The 22,691-nt window shown below is 55.9% G+C and carries 19 protein-coding genes; 8 read left to right on the top strand and 11 right to left on the bottom strand.

Annotated features, from left to right (window positions below; translation table 11 throughout):
* The first annotated feature begins 13 nt into the window (after positions 1-13).
* On the top strand, positions 14-532 hold the full coding sequence (gene fabA, locus PGR29_RS10285; protein WP_015704907.1) for a bifunctional 3-hydroxydecanoyl-ACP dehydratase/trans-2-decenoyl-ACP isomerase: 519 nt from the start codon (positions 14-16) through the stop codon (positions 530-532).
* Between the two features lie 93 nt (positions 533-625).
* On the opposite strand, the gene rmf is transcribed toward fabA, so the two are convergent.
* The 6 genes from rmf to rlmKL all read right to left on the bottom strand — a co-directional run bounded on the left by rmf (position 626) and on the right by rlmKL (position 8,547).
* Entirely contained in the window at positions 626-793 is a 168-nt protein-coding gene (gene rmf / locus PGR29_RS10280) for a ribosome modulation factor (RefSeq protein WP_015704906.1), read from the bottom strand.
* Between the two features lie 255 nt (positions 794-1,048).
* Positions 1,049-1,612: a membrane integrity-associated transporter subunit PqiC gene (pqiC, locus tag PGR29_RS10275; RefSeq protein ID WP_049051536.1), complete on the bottom strand. Its 564-nt coding sequence runs from the start codon at positions 1,610-1,612 to the stop codon at positions 1,049-1,051.
* Complete coding sequence (gene pqiB, locus PGR29_RS10270) at positions 1,609-3,249, bottom strand: intermembrane transport protein PqiB (protein ID WP_113374276.1); 1,641 nt, start codon at positions 3,247-3,249, stop codon at positions 1,609-1,611. Before pqiB ends, pqiC begins: the two co-directional genes overlap by 4 nt.
* A complete protein-coding gene (gene pqiA / locus PGR29_RS10265; RefSeq protein WP_032711301.1) occupies positions 3,239-4,507 on the bottom strand; it encodes a membrane integrity-associated transporter subunit PqiA in 1,269 nt (422 codons plus the stop codon). Before pqiA ends, pqiB begins: the two co-directional genes overlap by 11 nt.
* Positions 4,508-4,521: 14 nt before the next feature.
* Positions 4,522-6,429: an ABC transporter ATP-binding protein gene (locus tag PGR29_RS10260; protein ID WP_020079244.1), complete on the bottom strand. Its 1,908-nt coding sequence runs from the start codon at positions 6,427-6,429 to the stop codon at positions 4,522-4,524.
* A gap of 12 nt (positions 6,430-6,441) precedes the next feature.
* The gene (rlmKL, locus tag PGR29_RS10255; protein WP_087858132.1) at positions 6,442-8,547 is read right to left on the bottom strand and encodes a bifunctional 23S rRNA (guanine(2069)-N(7))-methyltransferase RlmK/23S rRNA (guanine(2445)-N(2))-methyltransferase RlmL; all 2,106 of its coding nucleotides are present in this window, start codon (positions 8,545-8,547) and stop codon (positions 6,442-6,444) included.
* Between the two features lie 98 nt (positions 8,548-8,645).
* On the opposite strand from rlmKL, the gene PGR29_RS10250 reads away from it, so the two are divergent.
* Entirely contained in the window at positions 8,646-9,755 is a 1,110-nt protein-coding gene (locus tag PGR29_RS10250; protein WP_113374277.1) for a YcbX family protein, read from the top strand.
* Here PGR29_RS10250 and zapC read toward each other — a convergent pair.
* Positions 9,752-10,294, bottom strand: coding sequence for a cell division protein ZapC (gene zapC / locus PGR29_RS10245; protein WP_087858134.1), 543 nt, complete (start codon positions 10,292-10,294; stop codon positions 9,752-9,754). The two genes, PGR29_RS10250 and zapC, sit on opposite strands and share 4 nt — an antisense overlap.
* Positions 10,295-10,463: 169 nt before the next feature.
* Entirely contained in the window at positions 10,464-11,474 is a 1,011-nt protein-coding gene (pyrD, locus tag PGR29_RS10240; protein ID WP_042892893.1) for a quinone-dependent dihydroorotate dehydrogenase, read from the bottom strand.
* Between the two features lie 248 nt (positions 11,475-11,722).
* On the opposite strand from pyrD, the gene ssuE reads away from it, so the two are divergent.
* Genes ssuE through ssuB form a run of 5 tightly spaced genes read left to right on the top strand, consistent with a single transcriptional unit; the run spans position 11,723 to position 15,967 of the window.
* A complete protein-coding gene (gene ssuE / locus PGR29_RS10235; RefSeq protein ID WP_087858135.1) occupies positions 11,723-12,298 on the top strand; it encodes an NADPH-dependent FMN reductase in 576 nt (191 codons plus the stop codon).
* On the top strand, positions 12,291-13,253 hold the full coding sequence (locus PGR29_RS10230; RefSeq protein WP_113374278.1) for a sulfonate ABC transporter substrate-binding protein: 963 nt from the start codon (positions 12,291-12,293) through the stop codon (positions 13,251-13,253). Before ssuE ends, PGR29_RS10230 begins: the two co-directional genes overlap by 8 nt.
* Positions 13,250-14,395 (top strand): FMNH2-dependent alkanesulfonate monooxygenase, encoded by a 1,146-nt coding sequence (gene ssuD / locus PGR29_RS10225; protein ID WP_113374279.1) that lies wholly within the window; start codon positions 13,250-13,252, stop codon positions 14,393-14,395. The genes PGR29_RS10230 and ssuD overlap by 4 nt, the downstream gene beginning before the upstream one ends.
* Positions 14,396-14,405: 10 nt before the next feature.
* Positions 14,406-15,197, top strand: coding sequence for an aliphatic sulfonate ABC transporter permease SsuC (gene ssuC, locus PGR29_RS10220; protein ID WP_015367447.1), 792 nt, complete (start codon positions 14,406-14,408; stop codon positions 15,195-15,197).
* Positions 15,194-15,967 carry an aliphatic sulfonates ABC transporter ATP-binding protein gene (gene ssuB / locus PGR29_RS10215; protein WP_113374280.1) on the top strand — a complete coding sequence of 258 codons (774 nt, stop codon included), beginning with the start codon at positions 15,194-15,196 and terminating at the stop codon, positions 15,965-15,967. Before ssuC ends, ssuB begins: the two co-directional genes overlap by 4 nt.
* 97 nt (positions 15,968-16,064) lie before the next feature.
* On the opposite strand, the gene pepN is transcribed toward ssuB, so the two are convergent.
* On the bottom strand, positions 16,065-18,680 hold the full coding sequence (gene pepN, locus PGR29_RS10210; protein WP_316424483.1) for an aminopeptidase N: 2,616 nt from the start codon (positions 18,678-18,680) through the stop codon (positions 16,065-16,067).
* 328 nt (positions 18,681-19,008) lie between these two features.
* Here pepN and pncB point away from each other — a divergent pair, with 328 nt between their 5' ends.
* Positions 19,009-20,211 carry a nicotinate phosphoribosyltransferase gene (gene pncB, locus PGR29_RS10205; protein WP_316424482.1) on the top strand — a complete coding sequence of 401 codons (1,203 nt, stop codon included), beginning with the start codon at positions 19,009-19,011 and terminating at the stop codon, positions 20,209-20,211.
* A 44-nt stretch (positions 20,212-20,255) separates the two neighbouring features.
* Here pncB and PGR29_RS10200 read toward each other — a convergent pair whose 3' ends face one another.
* Positions 20,256-21,419 (bottom strand): M20 aminoacylase family protein, encoded by a 1,164-nt coding sequence (locus PGR29_RS10200; RefSeq protein WP_049059583.1) that lies wholly within the window; start codon positions 21,417-21,419, stop codon positions 20,256-20,258.
* Between the two features lie 18 nt (positions 21,420-21,437).
* Positions 21,438-22,676 (bottom strand): Zn-dependent hydrolase, encoded by a 1,239-nt coding sequence (locus PGR29_RS10195; protein WP_316424480.1) that lies wholly within the window; start codon positions 22,674-22,676, stop codon positions 21,438-21,440.
* Positions 22,677-22,691 lie beyond the last annotated feature (15 nt).

The following is a 22,691-nucleotide window of genomic DNA, read 5'->3' as shown; positions in this document are numbered from 1 at the left end:
GCTTACTGAAAACATGGTAGATAAACGCGAATCCTATACAAAAGAAGATCTTCTTGCCTCTGGTCGTGGTGAACTGTTTGGCGCGAAAGGCCCGCAACTGCCGGCGCCGAGCATGCTGATGATGGACCGCGTCGTCAAGATGACCGAAACCGGCGGCAACTACGACAAGGGTTACGTTGAAGCTGAGCTCGACATCAACCCGGACCTGTGGTTCTTCGGTTGTCACTTCATCGGCGACCCGGTAATGCCTGGCTGTCTGGGTCTGGACGCAATGTGGCAACTGGTTGGCTTCTATCTGGGCTGGCTGGGCGGTGAAGGGAAAGGCCGTGCGCTGGGCGTAGGCGAAGTGAAATTTACCGGTCAGATTCTGCCGACGGCGAAAAAAGTCACCTATCGTATCCACTTCAAACGCATTGTAAACCGTCGCCTGATCATGGGCCTGGCGGATGGCGAAGTGCTGGTTGATGGTCGTCTGATCTACTCTGCAACTGACCTGAAAGTAGGTCTGTTCCAGGATACTTCCGCGTTCTGATTTACCTTCCGTACTTATTCTGAAGTACAAAAGGTCCTGAAGCACAAAAGGCGAAGCCTTCGCAGAGCGAAGGCTTCTTTTTTAAAGAGACAGTCAGGCAGTTTGCACCCTGTCCTCCATGGCTTCTCGCCAACCTCCTAGCCAATGGGACCTCTGATTAAGGGTCTGGTAGGGACACATTTCTTTCGATCTGCCGGTAATGCCGGCCTGATATCCACGCTGATGTGCCCGTTCCAGGCGATCTCGTTTTTGTCTCTTCATGCCTCGTTTCCCTCATTATTTGATCTGGTGGAAAAGAAAACAGTGGTCACTAAATATGCAACCACGTATAACCTTTACCGCGAAACGCAGGCAGCGTCAATGCGCAAAATTCACGCCAGTGTCATATTTGTGAGCTATATGAAAGTTCATTTGTACAAAAATCGTGAGCCAGCACAACTATCAATCTGAAGCGACAAATAAAAAAAGCCGCGGCGATTTTTCAGGTCGCGGCGGCTTTAATTTTATTAATTTTACTTATGGCAGGCGGTTCAGCTCGCTCGCAATCGCGGTGGCTTCCTGGCTCCAGGCCTGCGCCAGGGTCTTAACCATCGCGTCGTAGCCATCCTGCTGTTGCTTAAGTTCAATATTGAACGGACGCTTAATCAGCTGCCCCTGATGCTTAAGCAACCATTCACCGCTAACAATGACCCGGCCATCATAGCGGCCGTGGAAGCCGCTAACGGAGACATTAAGCGTATCCTGCTCGCTGCCTAACGGCTGTGATGCCACCACCCAACCCGGCAGTTGGTTACTCAGATTCGCCACCAGCGTGGTACGTAACTGCTGATCCAGCGGGCTGGCCCACAGGTTGTTATTAGCAATCACATACTGCACATCGGTCGTCTGATAAACCACGCCATTCCCGGCCAGATAATCAGGGATACTGACCTGCTCAACCCACAGCAAATTCTTGCTCTGATGGGCGGCGCTTTGCGCGCCGCTCTTTGCTACCGGTAATTGATAGTAAGTTTTACTCTCACCACCGCTGCTGCAGGCCGTCAGTACGCATACCGCTGCCGCCACTAACCACTTTTTCATTGTTTCGCTCCCTTCGGCTGCGGATCTTTTTTATCCTTGGCCTCAAATACCAGCGCATTGCTCTTGTCGTTGAGGGTTTTCAGTACCGGCTGCAGTTCACGAAGTACCTGATCCAGTCGCTGCATATCCGCAACCATCTTATTGTAGGCTGCCGAGCCCGGCTGGAAGCCCTGCATACTGCGGTTCAACTCGCGCAACGTGCTCTGCATATCGGCAGGAAGCTGCTGCATCGACTGGCTTGAGGTGATCTTATTCAAGTTGTCGAGCGTAGTCTGGACACGCTGCATGGTTTTCTGGCTCTGCGCCAGGGTACTGGTCGCCTGCTCCAGCAGTGGGTTAATCGGCAGATTGTTGATCTTATCGAGCGCATCCATCAGACGCTGCTGGATTTGCGCCAGACCGCCGCTGACGGTTGGAATGATCGGATAGCCGCCGAACTCCTGAATCTTGCCGCGCGGAGGCGCTTTCGGATAGAAGTCGAGATCGATATACAGCGCGCCGGTGACCAGGTTGCCGGTTTTCAGCGAACCGCGCAGGCCGCGATTGATCAGATCGTCAATATGCGCGCGAATATTAGGGTCGCCGCCCAGCTGGTTGATTAGACGTTCCGGCTCAATACGCACTTCTACCGGGATACGATAATCATCGTTCAGGCTCTGTTTCAAACCAGGGATAAAGAACGGTACTTTGCCGACGGTGCCAAGGCGAATACCGCGGAATTCAACCGGCGCCCCCGGCTGGAGACCACGCACAGAATCTTTAAAGAACAGGACGTAATCGATATGCTGGGTGAACACCGAATCCTGGATACTCCTCTGATCGTCAAACAGGTGGTATTCCGTTTTATTCGCCACCGGCTCGCCGAGATCCAGTCCTTCCGGAATGTCAAAGCTTACACCGCCGCCAAACAGCGTCGACAGCGATCCCATCTCAACGCGCATCCCCGCGGACGTGAGGTCAACCGCGATACCGCTATCTTTCCAGAAGCGAACGTTAGTCGTCACCAGGCGGTCGTTCGGCGCGTTGATAAACAGCTGATAAGTGATGCGACGCTTCTGCGTATCAAAGGTGCTGGTTTCAACAGAACCGACGCGATAGCCGCGGAACAGCACCGGATCGCCAGGCGAGAGTTGCCCGGCTTTGCTACTTTCCAGCAGAACACGGATACCTTTGGCATCCGGTGAAGCCAGAGGCGGCGAGTCCAATAATGGATACTGCGGCGCCACAGAACCTGCTTTACCTGGCTGCAATTCGATATAGGCGCCGGAAAGCAAGGTGCCGAGGCCGCTGATCCCCTCGCGCCCCACCTGCGGTTTCACCACCCAGAACACCGAATCTTTATGCAGTAGCTTCTGCATCCCCGAGTTCAGACGCGCTTTAATTTCTACGTGTTTCAGGTCATCAGTCAGGATAGCGCTTTCCACTACCCCGACATCAACGCTGCGGCTCTTGATACGCGTTTTACCCCCTTCAATGCCTTCGGCGTTGGTGGTGATAAGCGTCACCTCCGGCCCCTGATGGCTATAGTGGTAAAACAGTATCCATGCGCCGATGAGCACAGTCACAATCGGAAAGATCCAGACCGGTGACCAGTTCTTCACCTTCTGCACTTTCGCTTCTCCGCTCTTATTTTCCATGCTGTTGCATTTCCTCATGGCTTGGATCTGGTTCACGGTCCCACAACAGACGTGGGTCAAACATCATGGCCGAGAACATGGTCATAACAACGACCAGCGCGAACATCACCGCGCCTATCGCCGGATAGATATTCATCAAGCCTCCCATGCGCACCAGCGCCGAGAGTACCGCGATGACAAAAACGTCGATCATTGACCAACGGCCAACAAATTCAACCACTTCATAGATTAGGTGCATACGCTCTGAATCACGCGCGCCGTTACCATTCGCACTCCAGCACAGCCAACCGATAGCGATCATTTTTAACGTTGGCACCATGATACTGGCGATAAAGATAACCAGCGCAACCGGGTAAGAGCCCTCACTCCACAGCAGAACGACGCCCGCCATGATCGTCGACGGCATTTTATCGCCCAGCAGATCGGTAATCATAATCGGCAGAATATTGGCGGGTAGATAGAGCACAAACGATGTCATCAGCAGCGCCAGCGTCCACTGCAGGCTGTTTTTACGCCGCGGGGTACCTTTGGTGTGACAGCGCGGACACTCTTTCTCATCCGCTGGCAGCACCGCCGTACAGCACGAGCAGGAGCGTAACCCCTGTCGCAGCCCCGGCACGCCAGGGCGAAGCGGCTGCTTAATGACCGGCATTGGCGCAATGTCGTCCCATAACCAGCGGCGATCGACGCACTGAAACGCCCGCAACTGCAGCAGGCAGAACAGACACCAGGGAACAAAGCTCAGCCCTACGCCGATATCACCGTAGGCCATAAGTTTAACGAAGCTGACCAGCACCCCGGCGAGGAAAATCTCGGCCATCCCCCAGCTTTTGAGGTGAAACAAAATCCGCGCCAGAAACGCCTTCAAGCGTGAAGGCATATGAACGCGATTGACCAACAATAAGATGGTTACCAGACAAAACGCCGGGACCAGTTGGACAAAGAGTAAAAAGAACGTACCGAGGCTGGCGTAATCCTCGGTGAACAGCACGTTTGGTATTTCCAGCAGCTCAATTTCGCTGCTGATCCCGCCGACTTTCATATAAACAAAAGGAAACAGGTTTGCCAGTAGCAGCATGAACAGCGCCACCAGCGCATAGGCCGTGGGACGCTGCCGGGGCGCGTCCCACGATGTGGTGAGCGTGGTGCCGCAGCGTGGGCATGCGGCTTTCTGGCGATGCTCCAGCGGCGGCAAAGCCACCAGCAGATCACATTGTGGGCACAATATGTGCCGCGCAGCATGATGATGATCGCACATGAACACTCCTCAGCTTAAGCGCCGTTTTTGAGTCCTTCGAGATATTCCCAGCGTTCAAAGGCCGCTTCCAAGGCCTGTTCCGCTTCCGCTAACTGCGCCAGCACCTGCTGGGTCTGGTCATGCGGCTGGCCGAAGAACGAAGGATCGGCAACTTTTTCCTGCAGCGTCTGCAGTTGAGTTTCCAGATCTTCCAGCTTCTGCGGCAGCTGTTCCAGTTCGCGCTGCAGGTTATAGCTTAGTTTGCTGGCGGCGCGTTTGACACTTTCTGCTTTCGGTTGAGCGACTTCCGCCGTTTTTTTTACAATCGGCTGTTTATTCGCCAGCGACTGCGCTTGCTGTCCACGCGCGTCGTGATAACCACCGATATATTGGCCGATACGCCCGCCGCCCTCGAAGATCCAGCACTCGGTCACGGTGTTATCGACAAATTGACGATCGTGGCTCACCAGCATCACGGTGCCCTGGTAGCCATCGATCAGCTCTTCCAGCAGTTCCAGCGTTTCGACATCAAGGTCGTTAGTCGGTTCATCGAGAATCAATAAGTTACTGGGTTTCAGGAACAAGCGCGCGAGCAGCAGACGATTACGCTCCCCGCCGGACAACGCGCGTACCGGGGTCATCGCCCGTTTTGGATGGAACAGGAAGTCCTGCAGATAGCCCAGCACGTGACGCGGCTTACCGTTTACCATCACCTCTTGCTTACCTTCCGCAAGGTTATCCATCACCGTGCGGTCCGGATCCAGCTCCGCGCGGTGCTGGTCGAAGTAGGCGACTTCCAGCTTGGTACCGACGTGGATACGCCCGCTATCGGCCTGTAGCTGACCAAGCATCAGCTTCAGCAGCGTGGTTTTACCGCAACCGTTCGGGCCAATCAGCGCAATCTTGTCGCCACGCTGGATTTGCGCGGAGAAATCTTTGACCAGCACTTTGCCGTCAACCTGATAGTTGACGTTTTCCATCTCAAAGACGATTTTGCCGGAGCGAGAAGCCTCCTCGACCTGCATCTTCGCGCTGCCCATCACTTCACGGCGCTCGCCGCGTTCGCGACGCATGGCTTTCAGCGCGCGGACGCGTCCTTCGTTGCGGGTACGACGCGCTTTAATCCCCTGGCGGATCCACACCTCTTCCTGCGCCAGCTTGCGGTCGAATTCAGCATTCTGCAGCTCTTCAACCCGCAGCGCTTCTTCTTTATCCAGCAGATATTGATCGTAATTGCCCGGATAGGTCACCAGCTTGCCGCGATCGAGATCGACGATGCGCGTTGCCATATTGCGGATAAAAGAACGGTCGTGCGAAATGAAGATGATGGTGCCTTTGAAAGATTTGAGGAACCCTTCCAGCCAGTCGATAGTTTCGATATCGAGGTGGTTAGTCGGTTCATCCAGCAGCAGTACGCGAGGCCCGCTAACCAGCGCGCGGCCCAGCGCCGCTTTACGCAGCCAGCCGCCGGACAGCGACGCAAGCTGCGCGTCGGCGTTAAGGCCAAGCTGCTCGATCACTTCGTTGATACGGCTATCTAACTGCCACAGCCCCAGGTTATCCAACTGTTCCTGCAGGCGGGCCAGTTCATTTAAATTTTTGTCGCTCGGATCGGTCATCACCTGATGCGAAACGTCATGATAGGCCTTCAGGTACGCCGCCTGTTCGGCGATCCCTTCCGCGACAAAATCGTACACCGTACCGGCGACGTTACGCGGAGGATCCTGCTGCAGACGCGCGACGATCAGATCCTGTTCATAAATAATACGCCCATCGTCAAGACCCTGCTCGCGGTTGAGGATTTTCATCAGGGTCGATTTACCCGCGCCGTTACGCCCTACCAGGCAGACGCGTTCGTTATCTTCGATATGCAGTTCAGCATTATCCAGCAGCGGCGCATCGCTGAACGAAAGCCAGGCGCCGTGCATACTAATCAGTGACATTCTTTATTCCTTTCAGGCCGCGGTAATCAGCCAGCAGTTGTGGATCTGACGGTTGCGGGCAAAATCCTGCGACAGCGTTTTTTGCGAAATTTCTTGCGCCTTCAGGCCAAGCGCCGCCAGCCCGTCATGATCCATACGGAAACCGCGTTTGTTATTCGAGAACATAATCGTGCCGCCTTTACGCAGCAGACGTTTTAGATCGGTCATCAGACGGATATGATCGCGCTGCACGTCAAAGGCGTCTTCCATTCGTTTGGAGTTGGAGAAGGTCGGCGGATCGATAAAGATCAGATCGAACTGCTCGGTACTTTCCCGCAGCCAACCCAGCACGTCCGCCTGCATCAGGCGATGCGCGCGGCCGGTTAAGCCATTGAGACGCAGGTTGCGTTCCGCCCACTCCAGATAGGTGCGCGACATATCGACGGTGGTGGTTGAACGCGCGCCGCCGAGACCGGCGTGGACGCTGGCGCTGCCGGTATAGGAGAACAGGTTGAGGAAATCCTTACCCTTGCTCATCTGGCCCAGCATACGACGGGCGATACGGTGGTCGAGGAACAGACCGGTGTCGAGATAGTCGGTAAGGTTAACCCACAGACGCGCGTTATACTCCTGTACCTCGATAAAGTCGCCCTTCTCCGCCATCTTCTGGTACTGATTTTTACCCTTCTGCCGTTCACGGGTCTTCAGCACCAGTTTATTCGGCGCGATCCCCAATACCGCGATAGTCGCGGCGATAATATCGAACAGACGCTGGCGCGCTTTGTGCGCATCGACGGTTTTCGGCGGCGCGTACTCCTGCACCACCACCCATTCGCCGTAGCGGTCGATAGCCACGTTGTATTCCGGCAAATCGGCATCGTACAGGCGATAGCATTCAATACCTTCCTGACGAGCCCACTTTTCAAACTTCTTCAGATTTTTGCGCAAGCGGTTAGCAAAATCTTCCGCCAGCATCGCCGGCTTGCCGCCTTCGCTTTCCGCCAGATGATAGTTCTTCTGTACGCAGTCCAGCGGGCCGTTTTTGGCTTTAAACTGTTTATCGGCGCGCAGCTGCAGGCAGCTCAGCAATTCCGGCGAGGCGCTGAAGACCGACAGGTTCCAACCGCCAAACTGGTTTTTCATAATCCGTCCCAGCAGGCTGTGCAGGGCAATCAGCGCCGGTTCGCTTTCCAGACGCTCGCCGTACGGCGGGTTGCTGATAACGGTGCCGTACGGGCCTTTCGGCAGCGGATTATTGAGCTGCGCGACGTCTTTCACTTCGAAATTGATGAGCTCACCAATACCGGCGCGGCGGGCGTTGCGGCGCGCGCGTTCAATTACGCGCTCGTCGACATCAGAGCCGTAAAAGCGTGATTCATAAGCCGCCAGCCCCTGGCGAGCGCGCGTTTGCGCCTCAGCTTTTACCTCTTTCCAGATAGCGTCATCGTGCTGCGCCCAGCCGCCGAAGCCCCAGTGGCCGCGGTGTAAGCCCGGCGCGCGATCGGTCGCCAGCATCGCCGCTTCAATCAGCAATGTGCCGGAGCCGCACATCGGATCGAGCAGCGGCGTTCCCGCCATCCAGCCGGAGCGCATGACGATTGCCGCCGCGAGGTTTTCTTTGATAGGCGCCATGCCGGTACCATCACGGTATCCGCGCAGATGCAGACCTTCGCCGCTCAGATCCAGCGAGATATGCGCCGTCTCTTTGTTCAGCCAGACGTTGATACGCAGATCGGGATTTTCACGATCGACATTCGGACGCGGCAGGTTTTTACGCGTGAAGCTATCGACGATAGCGTCTTTGACTTTTAATGCGCCATACTGACTATTGCGGATCTCATCATTGAGGCCGCTAAAATGCACCGCGAAGGTGGCGTCAGTGGTAAAGATCTCCGTCCACGGAATCGATTGAACCCCCAGGTAGAGATCCAGATCGCTATACACGCTGCACTCACCCAGCGGCAGCATGATGCGCGAGGCCAGCCGGCTCCACATCAGGCTTTGATACAGCAGGCGCGTATCTCCCTGAAAATGAACCCCGCCCTGGACGACCTGGCACTCCGTGGCGCCAAGTCCTTCCAGTTCAGTTTTTAACAGCTCTTCGAGACCACGAGCCGTGCTGGCAAACAGAGATTTCATATCGTCACTTTTACTTAAAGAAAATTGGTGCGCATTATAGCCAATATGTGCCCTATGTCATAAAGTTAAAGGCTTATTTTTGAACCCAGGGGCAGCGTATGGTAACGCTATCGAAACTTTTTATTCATCCCGTCAAATCCATGCGCGGAATTGGCGTCACCCATGCCTTTGCCGATATTAGCGGCATGGCCTTCGACCGCATCTTTATGCTGACTGAAACCGACGGTACGTTTATTACCGCGCGCCAGTTTCCGCAGATGGTAAAATTCCTGCCTTCGCCGCTTCATGACGGCCTGCACTTGACCGCGCCAGATGGCAGCAGCGCGTTGGTGCGCTTTGATGATTTCGCTCCCCAGGGCGAGCCGACGGAGGTGTGGGGCAACCATTTCACCGCCTTAATCGCGCCAGCCGCCATCAACCAGTGGCTCAGCGGCTTCTTCAACCGCGACGTCCAACTGCGCTGGCTCGGGCCGCAGCTAACCCGGCGAGTAAAACGCCACGACGCGGTACCGCTCTCCTTCGCCGATGGTTATCCCTACCTGCTCGCCAACGAGGCCTCGCTTCGCGACCTGCAGCAACGGTGCCCTGCCAGCGTAAGCATAGAACAGTTTCGCCCTAATCTGGTGGTCACCGGCGCGGCGGCGTGGGATGAAGATAGCTGGAAAGTCATACGTATCGGCGAGGTGGTATTTGATGTTGCCAAACCCTGTAGCCGCTGCATTTTCACCACCGTCAGCCCGGAGCGTGGGCAAAAGCATCCGTCCGGCGAGCCGCTGGAAACGTTAAAGCGTTTTCGTACCGCGCAGGATAACGGCGATGTCGATTTTGGCCAGAACCTAATCGCCCGCAACAGCGGCGTAATCCGCGTGGGTGATGAGGTGGAAGTGCTGACGCGCGGCCCGGCTAAAGCCTATGGCGCTGGCGATAGCGACGATACGCTGGCGGCCGATGCGCAGCCAAAAGCGACGGTTGAGATTGAGTGGCAAGGGCAACAGTTTACCGGCAACAACCAGCAGGTGCTGCTGGAGCAGCTGGAACAACAGGGCATTCGTATCCCTTATTCCTGCCGCGCCGGGATCTGCGGCAGTTGTCGGATCCGCCTGGAAGAGGGTGAAGTGAGTCCGTTAAAGAAAAATGCGGTCGCCGCGGATGGCACCATTTTATGCTGCAGCTGCGTACCGAAAACCGCGCTGCGCCTGGCGCCTTAAACCGCCTGCCCCAGGCTGTAGCTGGCCGTGTTCTGCGCCGGCTGCAGTCTGTCATTCATAATTTTAATCACATCGCCTAACTGCATTACCCGGCCAGCCAGAGTTAGTCCTGGCTGCGCCAGCAGGCAAAGCGTGGCGTTTTCACCCGGTTCAACCACCAGCAAATTGACCTGCTCGCCGGTATCGCTGATCCACACGCTGGCGGCGTCGCCGCTGGCAGGTTGCCAGTTCTGCTGATGCGTGGTGAAATGCCAGCTCTTCGGCATCTGTGGTTTCAGAAAACGGATCGCGGTTAAGGCATTTAATACTAATTCGGCACGCTGCTCTTTGTTTAATTCAATTTCGCGGCATTTTTCTTCAAAAGAAAAATAGAGCGCCGCGTCATCGACGCAAAATCCCGACGGTGCGAAAGCATCAGGCGTTAACATGCGCCGGGCAAAACGTGAGCGAAATAACATACCATTGGCCAAGTCGAGCATCATGCGGTCATGCTCTTCGTCATAATACCAACGCCAGTTATCGTCAGGTTTAATCCGCATTTCTACCCCCGTCCTCTTCCACTTCCTTCTGCAAAGCAATGGCATCCTGCTACAGAATAATTTCTAAAATTAAGAAAAGACTAAAATGTCTAAATAAGCAACAATGAAGGAATATAAAACAACCAGGGCTGGAAATAAAGCCCTGGGGAAGATTCAGAGGCGGAAAAGATTAGATGTGTGTAACAATTTCTTTAATCAGCGGCGGGCCTTTAAAAATAAACCCGGAATAAATCTGTACCAGCGTGGCGCCAGCAGCCAGCTTTTCACGAGCGGCGATCACCGAGTCAATACCGCCAACTCCGATAATTGGCAAACGACCATTTAATTCCGTGGCCAGCATACGAATAATTTCGGTGCTTTTTAATTGTAATGGACGACCACTCAACCCACCGGTTTCATCACAATGCTTCATCCCCTGGACCAATGAACGATCGAGGGTGGTATTGGTAGCAATGACGCCATCAATATTATGGCGGACTAAGCTGTCGGCTACCTGGATCAATTCTTCGACAGAAAGATCCGGGGCGATCTTCACCGCCACAGGAACATATTTTTGATGTTTCTGTTGAAGTTCGAGCTGCTTATTTTTAATACCGCTGAGTAAATCATCCAGCGCTTCGCCATATTGCAGAGTACGTAACCCTGGGGTATTCGGCGAGGAGATATTAATGGCGATATATCCAGCGTATGGATAGACTTTTTCCATACAAATCAGATAATCATCTTTACCCTGCTCTACCGGAGTATCTTTATTTTTACCGATATTAATCCCCAGCACGCCGTCAAAATGCGCTTTTTTCACATTCTCGACCAGGTTATCAACGCCGTGGTTATTAAAGCCCATGCGGTTGATCAAACCTTCGGCATCGACGAGACGGAAGATCCTCGGCTTGTCATTGCCCGGCTGCGGACGCGGAGTCACGGTACCAATTTCGATTGAGCCGAAGCCCATCGCACCGAGCGCATCAATACACTCGCCGTTTTTATCAAGCCCGGCCGCCAGCCCCAGTGGATTCTTGAAAGTGAGCCCCATGCAGGTAACGGGTTTCGACGGTACTTTTTGTCGAACCAGCATTTCCAGCGGCGTGCCGGTGACGCGGCGTAATTGTTGGAAGGTTACTTCATGAGCGCGCTCAGGATCGAGCTGAAAAAGAGCTTTACGAACGAAGGGATAGTACATGAACTCTCCTGGATTCCCGGTGTGCAAACCGGGGGCGTATTATGTTCGATCCGCGCCCGAAAGGGAATTGACCTGCGACAAAAAATCACGCGACCAACGCAAACGTTTACTTCTCAGCCGCCTGTTATGCGCATTTTGGCAATTTAACGCCGGAAAAATCATTTAGGGAAATAAACGCCCTCTGTCACACTGCCATAAAATGTTATCAATTATAGATAAATGCAAACATTTGGTTATAAGGAGAGTGTATGCGCGTTATTACAATCGCGGGCAGCCCCCGCTACCCTTCTCGCTCAAGCGCATTGCTGGAGTACACCAGAGAGAAACTTACCGCGGCCGACATCGAAGTCTATCACTGGCATTTACAGAATTTCGATCCCGAAGATCTGCTTTACGCCCGCTTCGATAACCCCGCTCTGCATACCTTAAATGAACAACTGGCCGGCGCTGATGGCCTGATTATCGCCACTCCCGTCTATAAAGCCTCTTTTTCCGGCGCGCTGAAGACGCTACTAGACTTGCTCCCCGAACGCGCTCTGGAAGGCAAAATTGTCCTGCCGCTGGCGACAGGCGGCACCATCGCCCATATGCTGGCGGTCGATTACGCGCTTAAACCAGTGCTTAATGCTCTCAAAGCGCAGGAGATCCTCCACGGCGTATTCGCCGATGACAGCCAGGTCACCGATTATCAACACAAGCCGCAGTTCACACCGAATCTGCAAAACCGTCTCGACCAGGCGCTGGAGACCTTCTGGCAGGCGCTGAATCGCCGCAACAGCCGCATCCCCGGACTAAAGACGTTACAGGGGGTTGAGCATGCTTAATCCTCTGCGTGCCCTAACCCTCGGCGGGCTACTCATGCTTTCCTTTATTACGCATGCGGCCCCGCAGGCGCCGGAAGCGTTACGCATCGGCTACCAGAAAGGCAGCGTCAGTATGGTGCTGGCGAAGAGCCATCAACTGCTGGAGCAACGCTATCCGCAAACTAAGATTTCGTGGGTCGAGTTTCCCGCCGGGCCGCAAATGCTGGAAGCGCTGAACGTCGGCAGTATTGATATCGGCAGCACCGGCGATATCCCACCGATTTTCGCTCAGGCTGCCGGCGCCGATCTGGTCTATATCGGCGCTGAACCAGCGAAACCGAAAGCGGAAGTGATTCTGGTTGCCGATAACAGCCCAATCAAAAGCGTGGCTGAACTGAAAGGCCGTAAGGTGGCGTTCCAGAAGGGCTCAAGCTCGCACAATCTGCTGCTGCGCGCTCTACAGCAGGCAGGTCTGAAATTCAGCGATATCCAGCCGGTGTATCTCGCTCCCGCCGATGCTCGCGCCGCCTTCCAGCAGGGCAATGTCGACGCCTGGGCCATCTGGGATCCCTATTACTCTGCGGCGCTGCTGCAAGGCGGGGTACGGGTACTGAAAGATGGTAGCGACCTGAAGCAGACCGGTTCGTTCTATCTTGCCGCTCGTCCTTATGCCGAAAAGAACGGCGCCTTTATCGAAGGCGTGCTGGAGACCTTTAGCCAGGCGGATGCCCTGACCATTAGCCATCGCCAGCAAAGTATTGCCCTGCTGGCCAAAACGATGGGTCTACCCGAAGCGGTGATTGCCAGCTATCTCGACCATCGTCCGCCCACTGCGATATCACCGGTAAGCGCTGAAACGGCCGCTCGCCAACAGCAAACCGCCGATCTCTTCTATGAAAACAAGCTGGTACCGAAAAAAATCATTATTCAAAACCGTATCTGGCAGCCTGCCCCCGCACAAGGAGCGAAATCATGAGTCTGAATATGTTCTGGTTCTTACCCACCCACGGTGACGGCCGCTATCTGGGCACCGATGAAGGCGCGCGCCCGGTAGATTACAGTTATCTGCAGCAAATCGCCCAGGCAGCCGACCGGCTCGGCTTCACCGGCGTACTCATTCCTACCGGACGCTCGTGCGAAGATGCCTGGCTGGTTGCCGCTTCAATGATCCCCGTCACCCAACGGCTGAAGTTTCTTGTCGCACTGCGCCCAAGCGTGGTATCCCCCACCGTCGCCGCGCGCCAGGCTGCCACGCTTGACCGGCTCTCTAATGGTCGGGCCTTGTTCAATCTGGTCACCGGCAGCGATCCAAATGAATTAGCCGGCGATGGCGTATTCCTCGACCACACCGAACGCTACGAAGCCTCCGCCGAGTTCACCCATATCTGGCGCAAACTGATGGAAGGTGAAACCGTGACTTTCCACGGCAAGCACCAGCACGTGCGCGGGGCGAAACTGCTCTTCCCGCCGCAGCAACAGCCGCGACCGCCGCTCTACTTTGGCGGCTCCTCGGACGTTGCACAGGATCTGGCCGCCGAACAGGTCGACCTCTACCTGACCTGGGGCGAACCGCCGGCGCAGGTGGCGGAAAAAATCGCCCAGGTGCGTGAGAAAGCCGCGCGCCTCGGCCGCAGCGTCCGCTTTGGTATTCGTTTGCACGTCATCGTTCGCGAAACCAATGAAGAGGCATGGCAAGCAGCGGAAAGCTTAATCTCCCATCTGGATGACGAAACCATCGCCCGCGCGCAGGCCGCCTTCGCGCAAACCGATTCTGTTGGCCAGCACCGCATGGCGGCGCTGCACAACGGCCGTCGCGACAAGCTGGAAATCAGCCCGAATCTGTGGGCGGGCGTCGGTCTGGCGCGCGGTGGCGCGGGCACCGCGCTGGTGGGCGATGCGGCTACCGTCGCCGAACGTATTAATGAATACGCCGAACTAGGCATCGACAGTTTTATCTTCTCCGGCTACCCGCACCTTGAGGAAGCCTGGCGAGTCGGCGAACTGCTGTTCCCGCTGCTCGATGTCAACATCCCGACGATCCCTCAGCCGCAAAACTTGCGCCTGCAGGGCGAAGCGGTGGCGAACGAATTTATCCCGCGTAAAGCGGCGCAAAGTTAGGGAGCGAACTATGGCAGCCTCTTCGCAAAAACTTCTATTACGCCTCGCTCCTTGGTTTTTACCGGTGGGCACCGTGCTTATCTGGCAATTGGCGTCATCGGTAGGCTGGCTCTCAACCCGTATTCTCCCCTCTCCGGAGGGGGTACTGAAAGCCTTCTGGACGCTCTCCGCCAGCGGCGAGCTGTGGCAACACCTGGCGATCAGTTCCTGGCGTGCCTTACTCGGCTTCGCCATTGGCGGCTCCATCGGCCTGACGCTCGGGCTCATCAGCGGCCTCTCGCGCTGGGGCGAACGCCTGCTGGATACCTCCATCCAGATGCTGCGCAATGTGCCGCATCTGGCGCTAATTCCATTGGTGATTTTGTGGTTTGGTATTGACGAAAGCGCCAAAATATTTCTTGTCGCGCTGGGGACGATGTTTCCGATTTATATCAATACCTGGCACGGTATCCGCAATATCGATCGCGGTCTGGTGGAAATGGCGCGTAGCTATGGCTTATCCGGGTTCGCCCTCTTCCGCCACGTAATCCTCCCCGGCGCCCTGCCCTCGATTATGGTCGGCATTCGCTTCGCTCTCGGATTAATGTGGCTGACGCTTATCGTTGCTGAGACCATCTCGGCTAATGCCGGGATTGGTTATCTGGCGATGAACGCCCGCGAATTTCTGCAAACCGATGTGGTGGTGGTCGCCATTATTCTTTACGCCATTCTCGGCAAGCTCGCCGATTTTAGCGCGCAACTGCTGGAACGCGTCTGGCTGCGCTGGAACCCGGCGTACCGTCTTCAGGAGGCTAACGCATGAATACTGCTCGTCTTAATCCCGGGATCCCGCTGTTACTCAATGGGGTCAGCAAACGCTACGGCGACAATGTCATTCTCAATGAGCTGGATTTACATATTCCTACCGGGCAATTTGTCGCAGTGGTCGGCCGCAGCGGCGGCGGTAAAAGCACCCTGTTGCGCCTGCTGGCCGGGCTGGAAAAACCCAATGGCGGCGAACTGCTGGCAGGCGCGACGCCGCTTGCGCAGATCCAGGAGGATACGCGCATGATGTTCCAGGACGCGCGGTTGCTGCCGTGGAAAACGGTTATCGACAACGTTGGACTTGGGCTGAAGGGCCAGTGGCGCGATGCCGCCCGCCAGGCGCTGGCCAGCGTCGGGCTGGAAGAGAGAGCCGATGAGTGGCCGGCGGCCCTCTCCGGCGGGCAAAAACAGCGCGTTGCGCTGGCCCGCGCGCTGATCCATCGCCCGCGTCTGCTGCTGCTGGATGAACCGCTGGGAGCGCTTGACGCCCTCACCCGTCTGGAAATGCAGGAATTGATTGTTTCGCTCTGGCAAGAACACGGCTTTACCGTGTTGCTGGTAACTCATGATGTGAGTGAAGCGGTGGCGATGGCCGACCGGGTGCTGTTAATAGAAGAAAAGAAAATTGGCCTCGATTTGAGCGTGGATATTCCGCGTCCGCGGCGGTTCGGCTCGGCAAAGCTGGCGGAACTGGAAGCACAGGTGCTCGATCGGGTGATGAAGCGCGGCGACAGCGAGCGTGCGCCGCGTTTGTTTAGTCATGGCTAACTAATGTCCCCGGCCCGCGCTTCGCTCGGCCGGGCTACCAAATCGCACAGCGCTGTAGCCCCGGTAAGCGAGAGCGCCACCGGGGATTTTGCGGCCGTTACGCCAGCGCTTTGGTAATCTTCTCGAACAGATCGCCGGAGAGATTCTCCAGCCCTTTCAGCTGTTCCAGCGCCGCACGCATCTTGGCCTGACGTTTCTCATCGTAGCGTTTCAGACGAATCAGCGGCTCAATTAGACGCGACGCAACCTGCGGGTTGCGGCTATTGAGCTCGGTCAGCATTTCCACCAGGAACTGGTAACCGCTGCCGTCTTCGGCATGGAACGCCGCCGGGTTGCTACTCGCGAAGGCGCCGATCAGCGAACGTACCCGGTTTGGGTTGCTCATCGTGAATGAACGGTGCTTGAGCAAGCCGCGTACCGTCTCAACCACATTGGCCGCCGGGCTGGTGGACTGCAGAATAAACCACTTGTCCATCACCAGGCCGTCCTGGTGCCACTTATCGTCATACTCCTGCATCAATGCATCACGGCACGGCAACTCAGCCGCCACCGCCGACGACAGCGCAGCCAACGCGTCGGTCATGTTGTCAGCATGATGATACTGGGCTTGCACCAGCTTATCTGCCAATTCAACATCGCCAAAAGCCAGATAGCGCAGGCAGGTATTGCGCAGGGAACGTTTACCGATATCGGCATGGTCTACGCGATAGCTGTCGAGCTTATTGGCGTTGTAAACCACCAGCAGCTCATCGGCCAGTTCTTTCGCCAGCGTACGGGTCAGCGCTTCGCGCACCGCCGCGATGGCAATCGGATCGATGATGGCGAACAGTTCTGCGATTTCGTTGGCCGACGGCAGCGTTAAAATTTCCGCCGCCAGCGCCGGATCGATTTTCTCATCGAGCAGGATCGCGCGGAAGGCGTCAGCGACGTGGATCGGCAGCGACAGCGGCTGCCCCTGCTGATGACGATTAACGTTGAGTTTGATGTAGGTCGCCAGCAGACTCTGCGCGGCATCCCAACGCGAGAAGTCGTTACGCGCGTGGCGCATCAGGAACGTCAGTTGCTGGTCGCTCCACTTATATTCAAGCTTGACCGGCGCGGAGAATTCACACAGCAGCGCCGGTACCGGCTGGAAGTAAACGTTATCAAAGACGAATGTCTGTTCCGCCTGGGTGACATTCAATACGTGATGTACCGGATGACCGCCCTTCTGCAGCGGGATCGCTTTGCCTTCGTTATCGTACAGCTCGATACTGAACGGGATGTGCAGCGGCTGCTTGTCGGCCTGTTCCGCGGTCGGCGGCGTACGCTGGCTGATAGTCAGGGTGTACTGCTCGGTTTCCGGGTTATAGTCGTCATGCACGGTAACGACCGGCGTGCCGGACTGGCTGTACCAGCGACGGAAATGCGACAGATCCACGTTCGAAGCATCTTCCATCGCCTGCACGAAATCATCGCAGGTGGCGGCGCTGCCGTCGTGGCGTTCAAAGTACAACTGCATCCCTTTCTGGAAATTGGCTTCGCCCAACAGGGTGTGCAGCATACGGATCACTTCGGCGCCCTTTTCGTAGACCGTCAGGGTGTAGAAGTTGTTCATTTCGATAACCATATCCGGACGGATCGGGTGCGCCATCGGGCTGGCGTCTTCGGCAAACTGTAGCCCGCGCATGGTACGCACGTTATTGATACGGTTTACCGCACGCGAGCCGAGATCGGAACTGAACTCCTGATCGCGGAATACGGTCAGCCCTTCTTTCAGGCTGAGCTGGAACCAGTCGCGACAGGTCACACGGTTGCCGGTCCAGTTATGGAAATATTCGTGACCTATGACGCGCTCGATATCGAGGTAGTCTTTATCGGTCGCGGTATCGGTACGGGCCAGCACGTATTTAGAGTTAAAGACGTTGAGGCCTTTGTTCTCCATCGCGCCCATGTTGAAGAAGTCGACGGCGACGATCATATAGATGTCGAGGTCATATTCGAGACCGAAACGAGTTTCGTCCCACTTCATCGAATTCTTCAGCGAAGTCATCGCCCACGGCGCGCGGTCGAGGTTGCCGCGGTCAACGTACAGTTCAAGGGCGACTTCACGCCCGGAACGGGTGGTGAAGGTGTCACGCAGCACATCGAAATCGCCGGCTACCAGCGCGAACAGGTAACAGGGTTTCGGGAACGGATCCTGCCATTGGATCCAGTGACGACCATTGTCCAGCTCACCCTGGGCTACGCGGTTACCGTTAGAAAGCAGGTAGGGGTATTTCGCCTTATCGGCGATGATTTTGGTGGTGAAGCGCGCCAGCACATCCGGACGGTCGAGGTACCAGGTAATATGGCGGAAACCTTCTGCTTCGCACTGAGTACATAGCGCTTCGCCTGACTGATACAGGCCTTCCAGCGCAGTGTTTGCCGCCGGGCTAATTTCGTTGACGATAGTCAGGGTGAAGCTGTCCGGCAAACCGCCAATCACCAGCTGATTATTTTCTTCTTTATAGTCTTTCCACGGCTGGCCGTTCACCTGTAGTGAAATCAGAGTCAGGTCTTCGCCATCCAGACGCAATGGCACATCAGACGCAGCCGCGTGACGGGAAACCTTACTCTCGGCCGTGACAACGGTTTTCGCGGCATCCAGGTCAAAGGTCAAATCAATATCGCTAATCAGATAATCCGGCGCACGGTAGTCGTGGCGGTATTTGGCTTGGGGCTGTTGTGTCATAAAAAACCTTTAGCGTGTCTGTAAAGTATCGGCTCCAGTCTATTCCTGTTGCGCAGATCGCGCTATGCAGAATCTTCATCTTTTCAACGTTCAACACGAAAATCGCTACATTTTGATAACACATGAGGCACGAAATGCGCTCGACCCGGCGCAAAGCTTGTGGTGTGATCCGTGTTCAATATATTAAACTAGGCCTCGCAAATGACCGTCAGCGTTACCGTCGAGCCATCGCAGCAGGACAGCACCGGGTATTAAAGGTATACTCCGCCTCCTTTTTTCTGCTTTGGTTTGAATGGAACGCCCCAGTGAGAGGATGCTACTGCGCACCATGACACAATTCACTTCTCCTGTACTGCACTCGCTGCTTGATACGGATGCCTATAAGCTGCATATGCAGCAGGCCGTCTTCCACCGCTACTACGATGTGGAGGTAGCGGCAGAGTTCCGCTGCCGCGGAGACGATCTGCTCGGCATCTATGCCGACGCGATTCGCGAGCAGGTCGAAACCATGCGCGACCTGAAGCTGCAGGACGATGAGTATCGCTGGCTGTCCACCCTGCCGTTCTTCTCGCAGGACTATCTCGACTGGCTACGCGACTTCCGTTACGACCCAAGCCAGGTCACCGTTATCAACGATCATGGCAAGCTGAATATTCGCCTCGCCGGGCCGTGGCGCGAAGTGATCATGTGGGAAGTGCCGCTGCTGGCGGTCATCAGCGAACTGGTGCACCACTACCGTTCGCCGGAAATCAGCGTCGGCCTGGCGCTGGAGACGCTCGAACATAAGCTTGCCGACTTCGCCGACATGACCGCCGACATCGATATGTCGGCATTCCGCCTGATGGATTTCGGCACCCGCCGCCGCTTCTCCCGTGAAGTACAGCAGGCTATCGTGCAGCGCTTGCAGCAGGAGCCGTGGTTTGTCGGCACCAGCAATTACGATCTGGCCCGCCGACTCAATTTAACCCCGATGGGCACCCAGGCGCACGAATGGTTCCAGGCCCACCAGCAGATCAGTCCAAACCTGGCCAGCAGCCAGCGCGCGGCGCTTGCCGCCTGGCTGGCGGAATATCCGGATCGGCTGGGTATTGCTCTGACCGACTGCATCACCATGGACGCTTTCCTACGTGATTTCGGTCCTGAATTCGCCACCCGCTATCAGGGACTGCGCCATGACTCCGGGGATCCGCTGGAGTGGGGCGAGAAAGCTATCGCCCATTATCAGAAATTGGGTATCGACCCGATGAGTAAAGTGCTGGTGTTCTCCGATAACCTCGACCTCGGCAAAGCGGTCGATCTGTATCGCCACTTCTCCTCGCGGGTGAATCTCAGTTTCGGTATCGGCACCCGGTTAACCTGCGACATCCCACAGGTGAAACCGCTGAATATCGTCATAAAACTAGTAGAATGTAACGGCAAGCCGGTGGCGAAACTCTCCGATAGCCCGGGTAAAACCATCTGCCACGACAAGGCTTTCGTCCGTGCCCTGCGTGAGGCCTTCGATCTGCCGCCGATTAAAAAGGCGAGTTAAAAAAACGGCCCGGCGGCGTTACGCTGCCGGGCCGACCAACATCTCTACTGCGGCAATCTCGTCCTGATCACCTCGGCAAAATACTCCGCGCCGGTCAGTAAAATTTCATCATTAAAGTCGTAGCAAGCGTTATGCAGCGGCGTATTGCCCTGAGTATCAGACGCATCGCCGTTACCTAAAAAGATGAAACAGCCGGGAATCTCCTGCAGGAAGGCGCCGAAGTCCTCCGAAATCATCATCTGCGCGACGTTGCCGTCGACATTTTCCGCCCCCACGACGTTCACCGCCGCATTGACCGCGACATCAACGCATTGCTGCCAGTTCACCGTCGGGGCGAATTCATGGGTATAGCTAAACTCGCACTGCGCGCCGTGCATCGCGCAAATCGCTTCGCTGATGGTCCGCATGCGCGCTTCCAGCAGCGCCTGTACGTCAGCGGAGTAGCTGCGGGTATCCCCTTTAATTTCCACATGCGTGGGGATCGCATTGCGGATACCGTCAGTATGAAGCTCCGTACAGGAGATCACCGCCGGCACGTTCGGGTCGATATTGCGTGAAACGATGGTCTGCAGCGCCAGAATAATTTCTGCCGCAATCACCAGCGGATCCTTCGCCATATGCGGCCGGGCGGCATGCGCCCCCTGCCCCTTAATACGGATAATAAAGTTATCTTCGCTGGCCATAATGCCGCCGACACGGGTGGCGATGGTCCCGGCTTTCATACCCGGCATATTGTGCAGGCCGTAAATCTCCTCGATGCCGAAACGCTCGATAACGCCGTCCGTCATCATCGCATTGGCGCCATAACCGGGTTCTTCCGCAGGTTGAAAAACAAAACAGACGGTTCCGTTAAAGTTTTGCCGCTGCAATAGCAACTGCGCCGCGCCCAGCGCAATGCAGGTGTGGCCATCATGCCCGCAGCCGTGCATCCGTTCGGCGGTCGTGGAGCGGTAAGGCCGTTCGCCCTGTTCGTTCAATTGAATAGCATCGATGTCGGCGCGGATGGCGATAACACCGTTATCGTCGCCGCATTTCAACACGCCCACCAGCCCGGTTTTACCTATATTACGGTGAACCTCAATGCCCATCGCTTCGAGTTTCTCGGCGATAAACTGCGAGGTTTTGACTTCTTCAAAGGCGCTTTCCGGATTGGCATGCAGGTGATGGCGCCAGGCAATAAGCTGCTGCTTTAACTGTTGTTGATTCATTCTTCACTCCTGTAAAAATTATGCCGCACGCTGCGCGCGCTGTAATACCACCTGCAGCAGCACATTGGCGCCGGCAATGAGATCTTTGGCTTCGCTATGTTCATTGACGTTGTGGCTAATGCCGTCAACACAGGGGACAAAAATCATCCCTGCGGGGCATACCGAAGCCATAAATTGCGCGTCGTGGCCGGCGCCGCTCGGCAGGCGCCGATAACTGAGGGCTTGACGTTTCGCCTCCGCTTCAACGGCATTGACGATTTCATCGGCAAAAATGACCGGGTTAAAACGCACCAGTGAACGGCTGGCTATCTCCACCCCCTCTTCCTGCGCCGTTGTGACGACAAACTCGGCTAAGCGCCGTTCCGCCTCAATTAAGATAGTGTTATCGGTATTGCGTAAATCCACCGACATCACGACGTGATTTGGAATGACGTTAATCAGGTTGGGTTTAACGCTCATATGCCCGACGGTAGACACCTGATTGCCGCCGAGGCCCTTCGCCAGTTCACGGGCGAAAACGGCGATTTTCGCCGCTGCAAGGCCGGCATCGCGGCGCATGGACATAGGTGTCGTACCGGCATGATTCGACACGCCTGTTAGCGTAAATTCTTGCCATGAAATACCCTGCACGCCGGTGACGACGCCGATATCAATCCGTTCCTTATCGAGGATAGGTCCCTGTTCGATATGTAGTTCGACGTAGCTATCTACCGGCAGATTGCCCGGCTGATGTTCGCCTTTATAGCCAATCTCCCGCAGCGCCTCGTCAAGAGTAATGCCGTTGTGGTCTTTTGCCGCCAGGGCCTGCGCCAGTGGATACTCCCCGGCAAACACCACGCTTCCCATCATATCGGGCTGGAAGCGCACCCCCTCCTCATTGGTAAAGAAGGTTACGGCTAACGGACGTCGCGGACGAATCCCGGCATCCTGAAGGGCGGCAATCACCTCGAGACCGGCCATCACGCCGTAGTTGCCATCGTACAGGCCGCCAGTACCCACGGTGTCGATATGCGACCCCATCATCACCATCGGTAGCGCCTCTTCTCCGCGATAAACACCGGTAACGTTGCCGATAGCATCGATATAGATAGTCAGCCCCAGCGCTTTCATCCGGGCAACAACAAAGTCCCTACCGGCTTTATCTTCCGCGGTCGCCGCAAGGCGGCAGACGCCGCCGCCTTCCAACGCGCCGCATTCACCAAGCGCGAACAGGGAATCGATCAGCCGCTGGCCGTTTATCTGTAGATCATGACTCATAAAACATCTCGCTAT

The sequence above is a fragment of the Klebsiella sp. 141203 genome (assembly GCF_032601985.1).
In the GTDB taxonomy this organism is placed as follows: domain Bacteria; phylum Pseudomonadota; class Gammaproteobacteria; order Enterobacterales; family Enterobacteriaceae; genus Klebsiella; species Klebsiella aerogenes.
This window is presented reverse-complemented; position numbering and strand designations above follow the sequence as displayed.

Coding starts and splice junctions, on each gene's coding strand:
- ssuE (WP_087858135.1), top strand. CDS start 11,723: ATGCGCGTTATTACAATCGCGGGCAGCCCCCGCTACCCTTCTCGCTCA.
- PGR29_RS10200 (WP_049059583.1), bottom strand. CDS start 21,419: ATGAATCAACAACAGTTAAAGCAGCAGCTTATTGCCTGGCGCCATCAC.
- PGR29_RS10195 (WP_316424480.1), bottom strand. CDS start 22,676: ATGAGTCATGATCTACAGATAAACGGCCAGCGGCTGATCGATTCCCTG.
- PGR29_RS10250 (WP_113374277.1), top strand. CDS start 8,646: ATGGTAACGCTATCGAAACTTTTTATTCATCCCGTCAAATCCATGCGC.
- fabA (WP_015704907.1), top strand. CDS start 14: ATGGTAGATAAACGCGAATCCTATACAAAAGAAGATCTTCTTGCCTCT.
- rlmKL (WP_087858132.1), bottom strand. CDS start 8,547: ATGAAATCTCTGTTTGCCAGCACGGCTCGTGGTCTCGAAGAGCTGTTA.
- ssuB (WP_113374280.1), top strand. CDS start 15,194: ATGAATACTGCTCGTCTTAATCCCGGGATCCCGCTGTTACTCAATGGG.
- pncB (WP_316424482.1), top strand. CDS start 19,009: ATGACACAATTCACTTCTCCTGTACTGCACTCGCTGCTTGATACGGAT.
- ssuD (WP_113374279.1), top strand. CDS start 13,250: ATGAGTCTGAATATGTTCTGGTTCTTACCCACCCACGGTGACGGCCGC.
- PGR29_RS10230 (WP_113374278.1), top strand. CDS start 12,291: ATGCTTAATCCTCTGCGTGCCCTAACCCTCGGCGGGCTACTCATGCTT.
- pepN (WP_316424483.1), bottom strand. CDS start 18,680: ATGACACAACAGCCCCAAGCCAAATACCGCCACGACTACCGTGCGCCG.
- PGR29_RS10260 (WP_020079244.1), bottom strand. CDS start 6,429: ATGTCACTGATTAGTATGCACGGCGCCTGGCTTTCGTTCAGCGATGCG.
- pqiC (WP_049051536.1), bottom strand. CDS start 1,612: ATGAAAAAGTGGTTAGTGGCGGCAGCGGTATGCGTACTGACGGCCTGC.
- zapC (WP_087858134.1), bottom strand. CDS start 10,294: ATGCGGATTAAACCTGACGATAACTGGCGTTGGTATTATGACGAAGAG.
- pqiB (WP_113374276.1), bottom strand. CDS start 3,249: ATGGAAAATAAGAGCGGAGAAGCGAAAGTGCAGAAGGTGAAGAACTGG.
- pyrD (WP_042892893.1), bottom strand. CDS start 11,474: ATGTACTATCCCTTCGTTCGTAAAGCTCTTTTTCAGCTCGATCCTGAG.
- pqiA (WP_032711301.1), bottom strand. CDS start 4,507: ATGTGCGATCATCATCATGCTGCGCGGCACATATTGTGCCCACAATGT.
- rmf (WP_015704906.1), bottom strand. CDS start 793: ATGAAGAGACAAAAACGAGATCGCCTGGAACGGGCACATCAGCGTGGA.
- ssuC (WP_015367447.1), top strand. CDS start 14,406: ATGGCAGCCTCTTCGCAAAAACTTCTATTACGCCTCGCTCCTTGGTTT.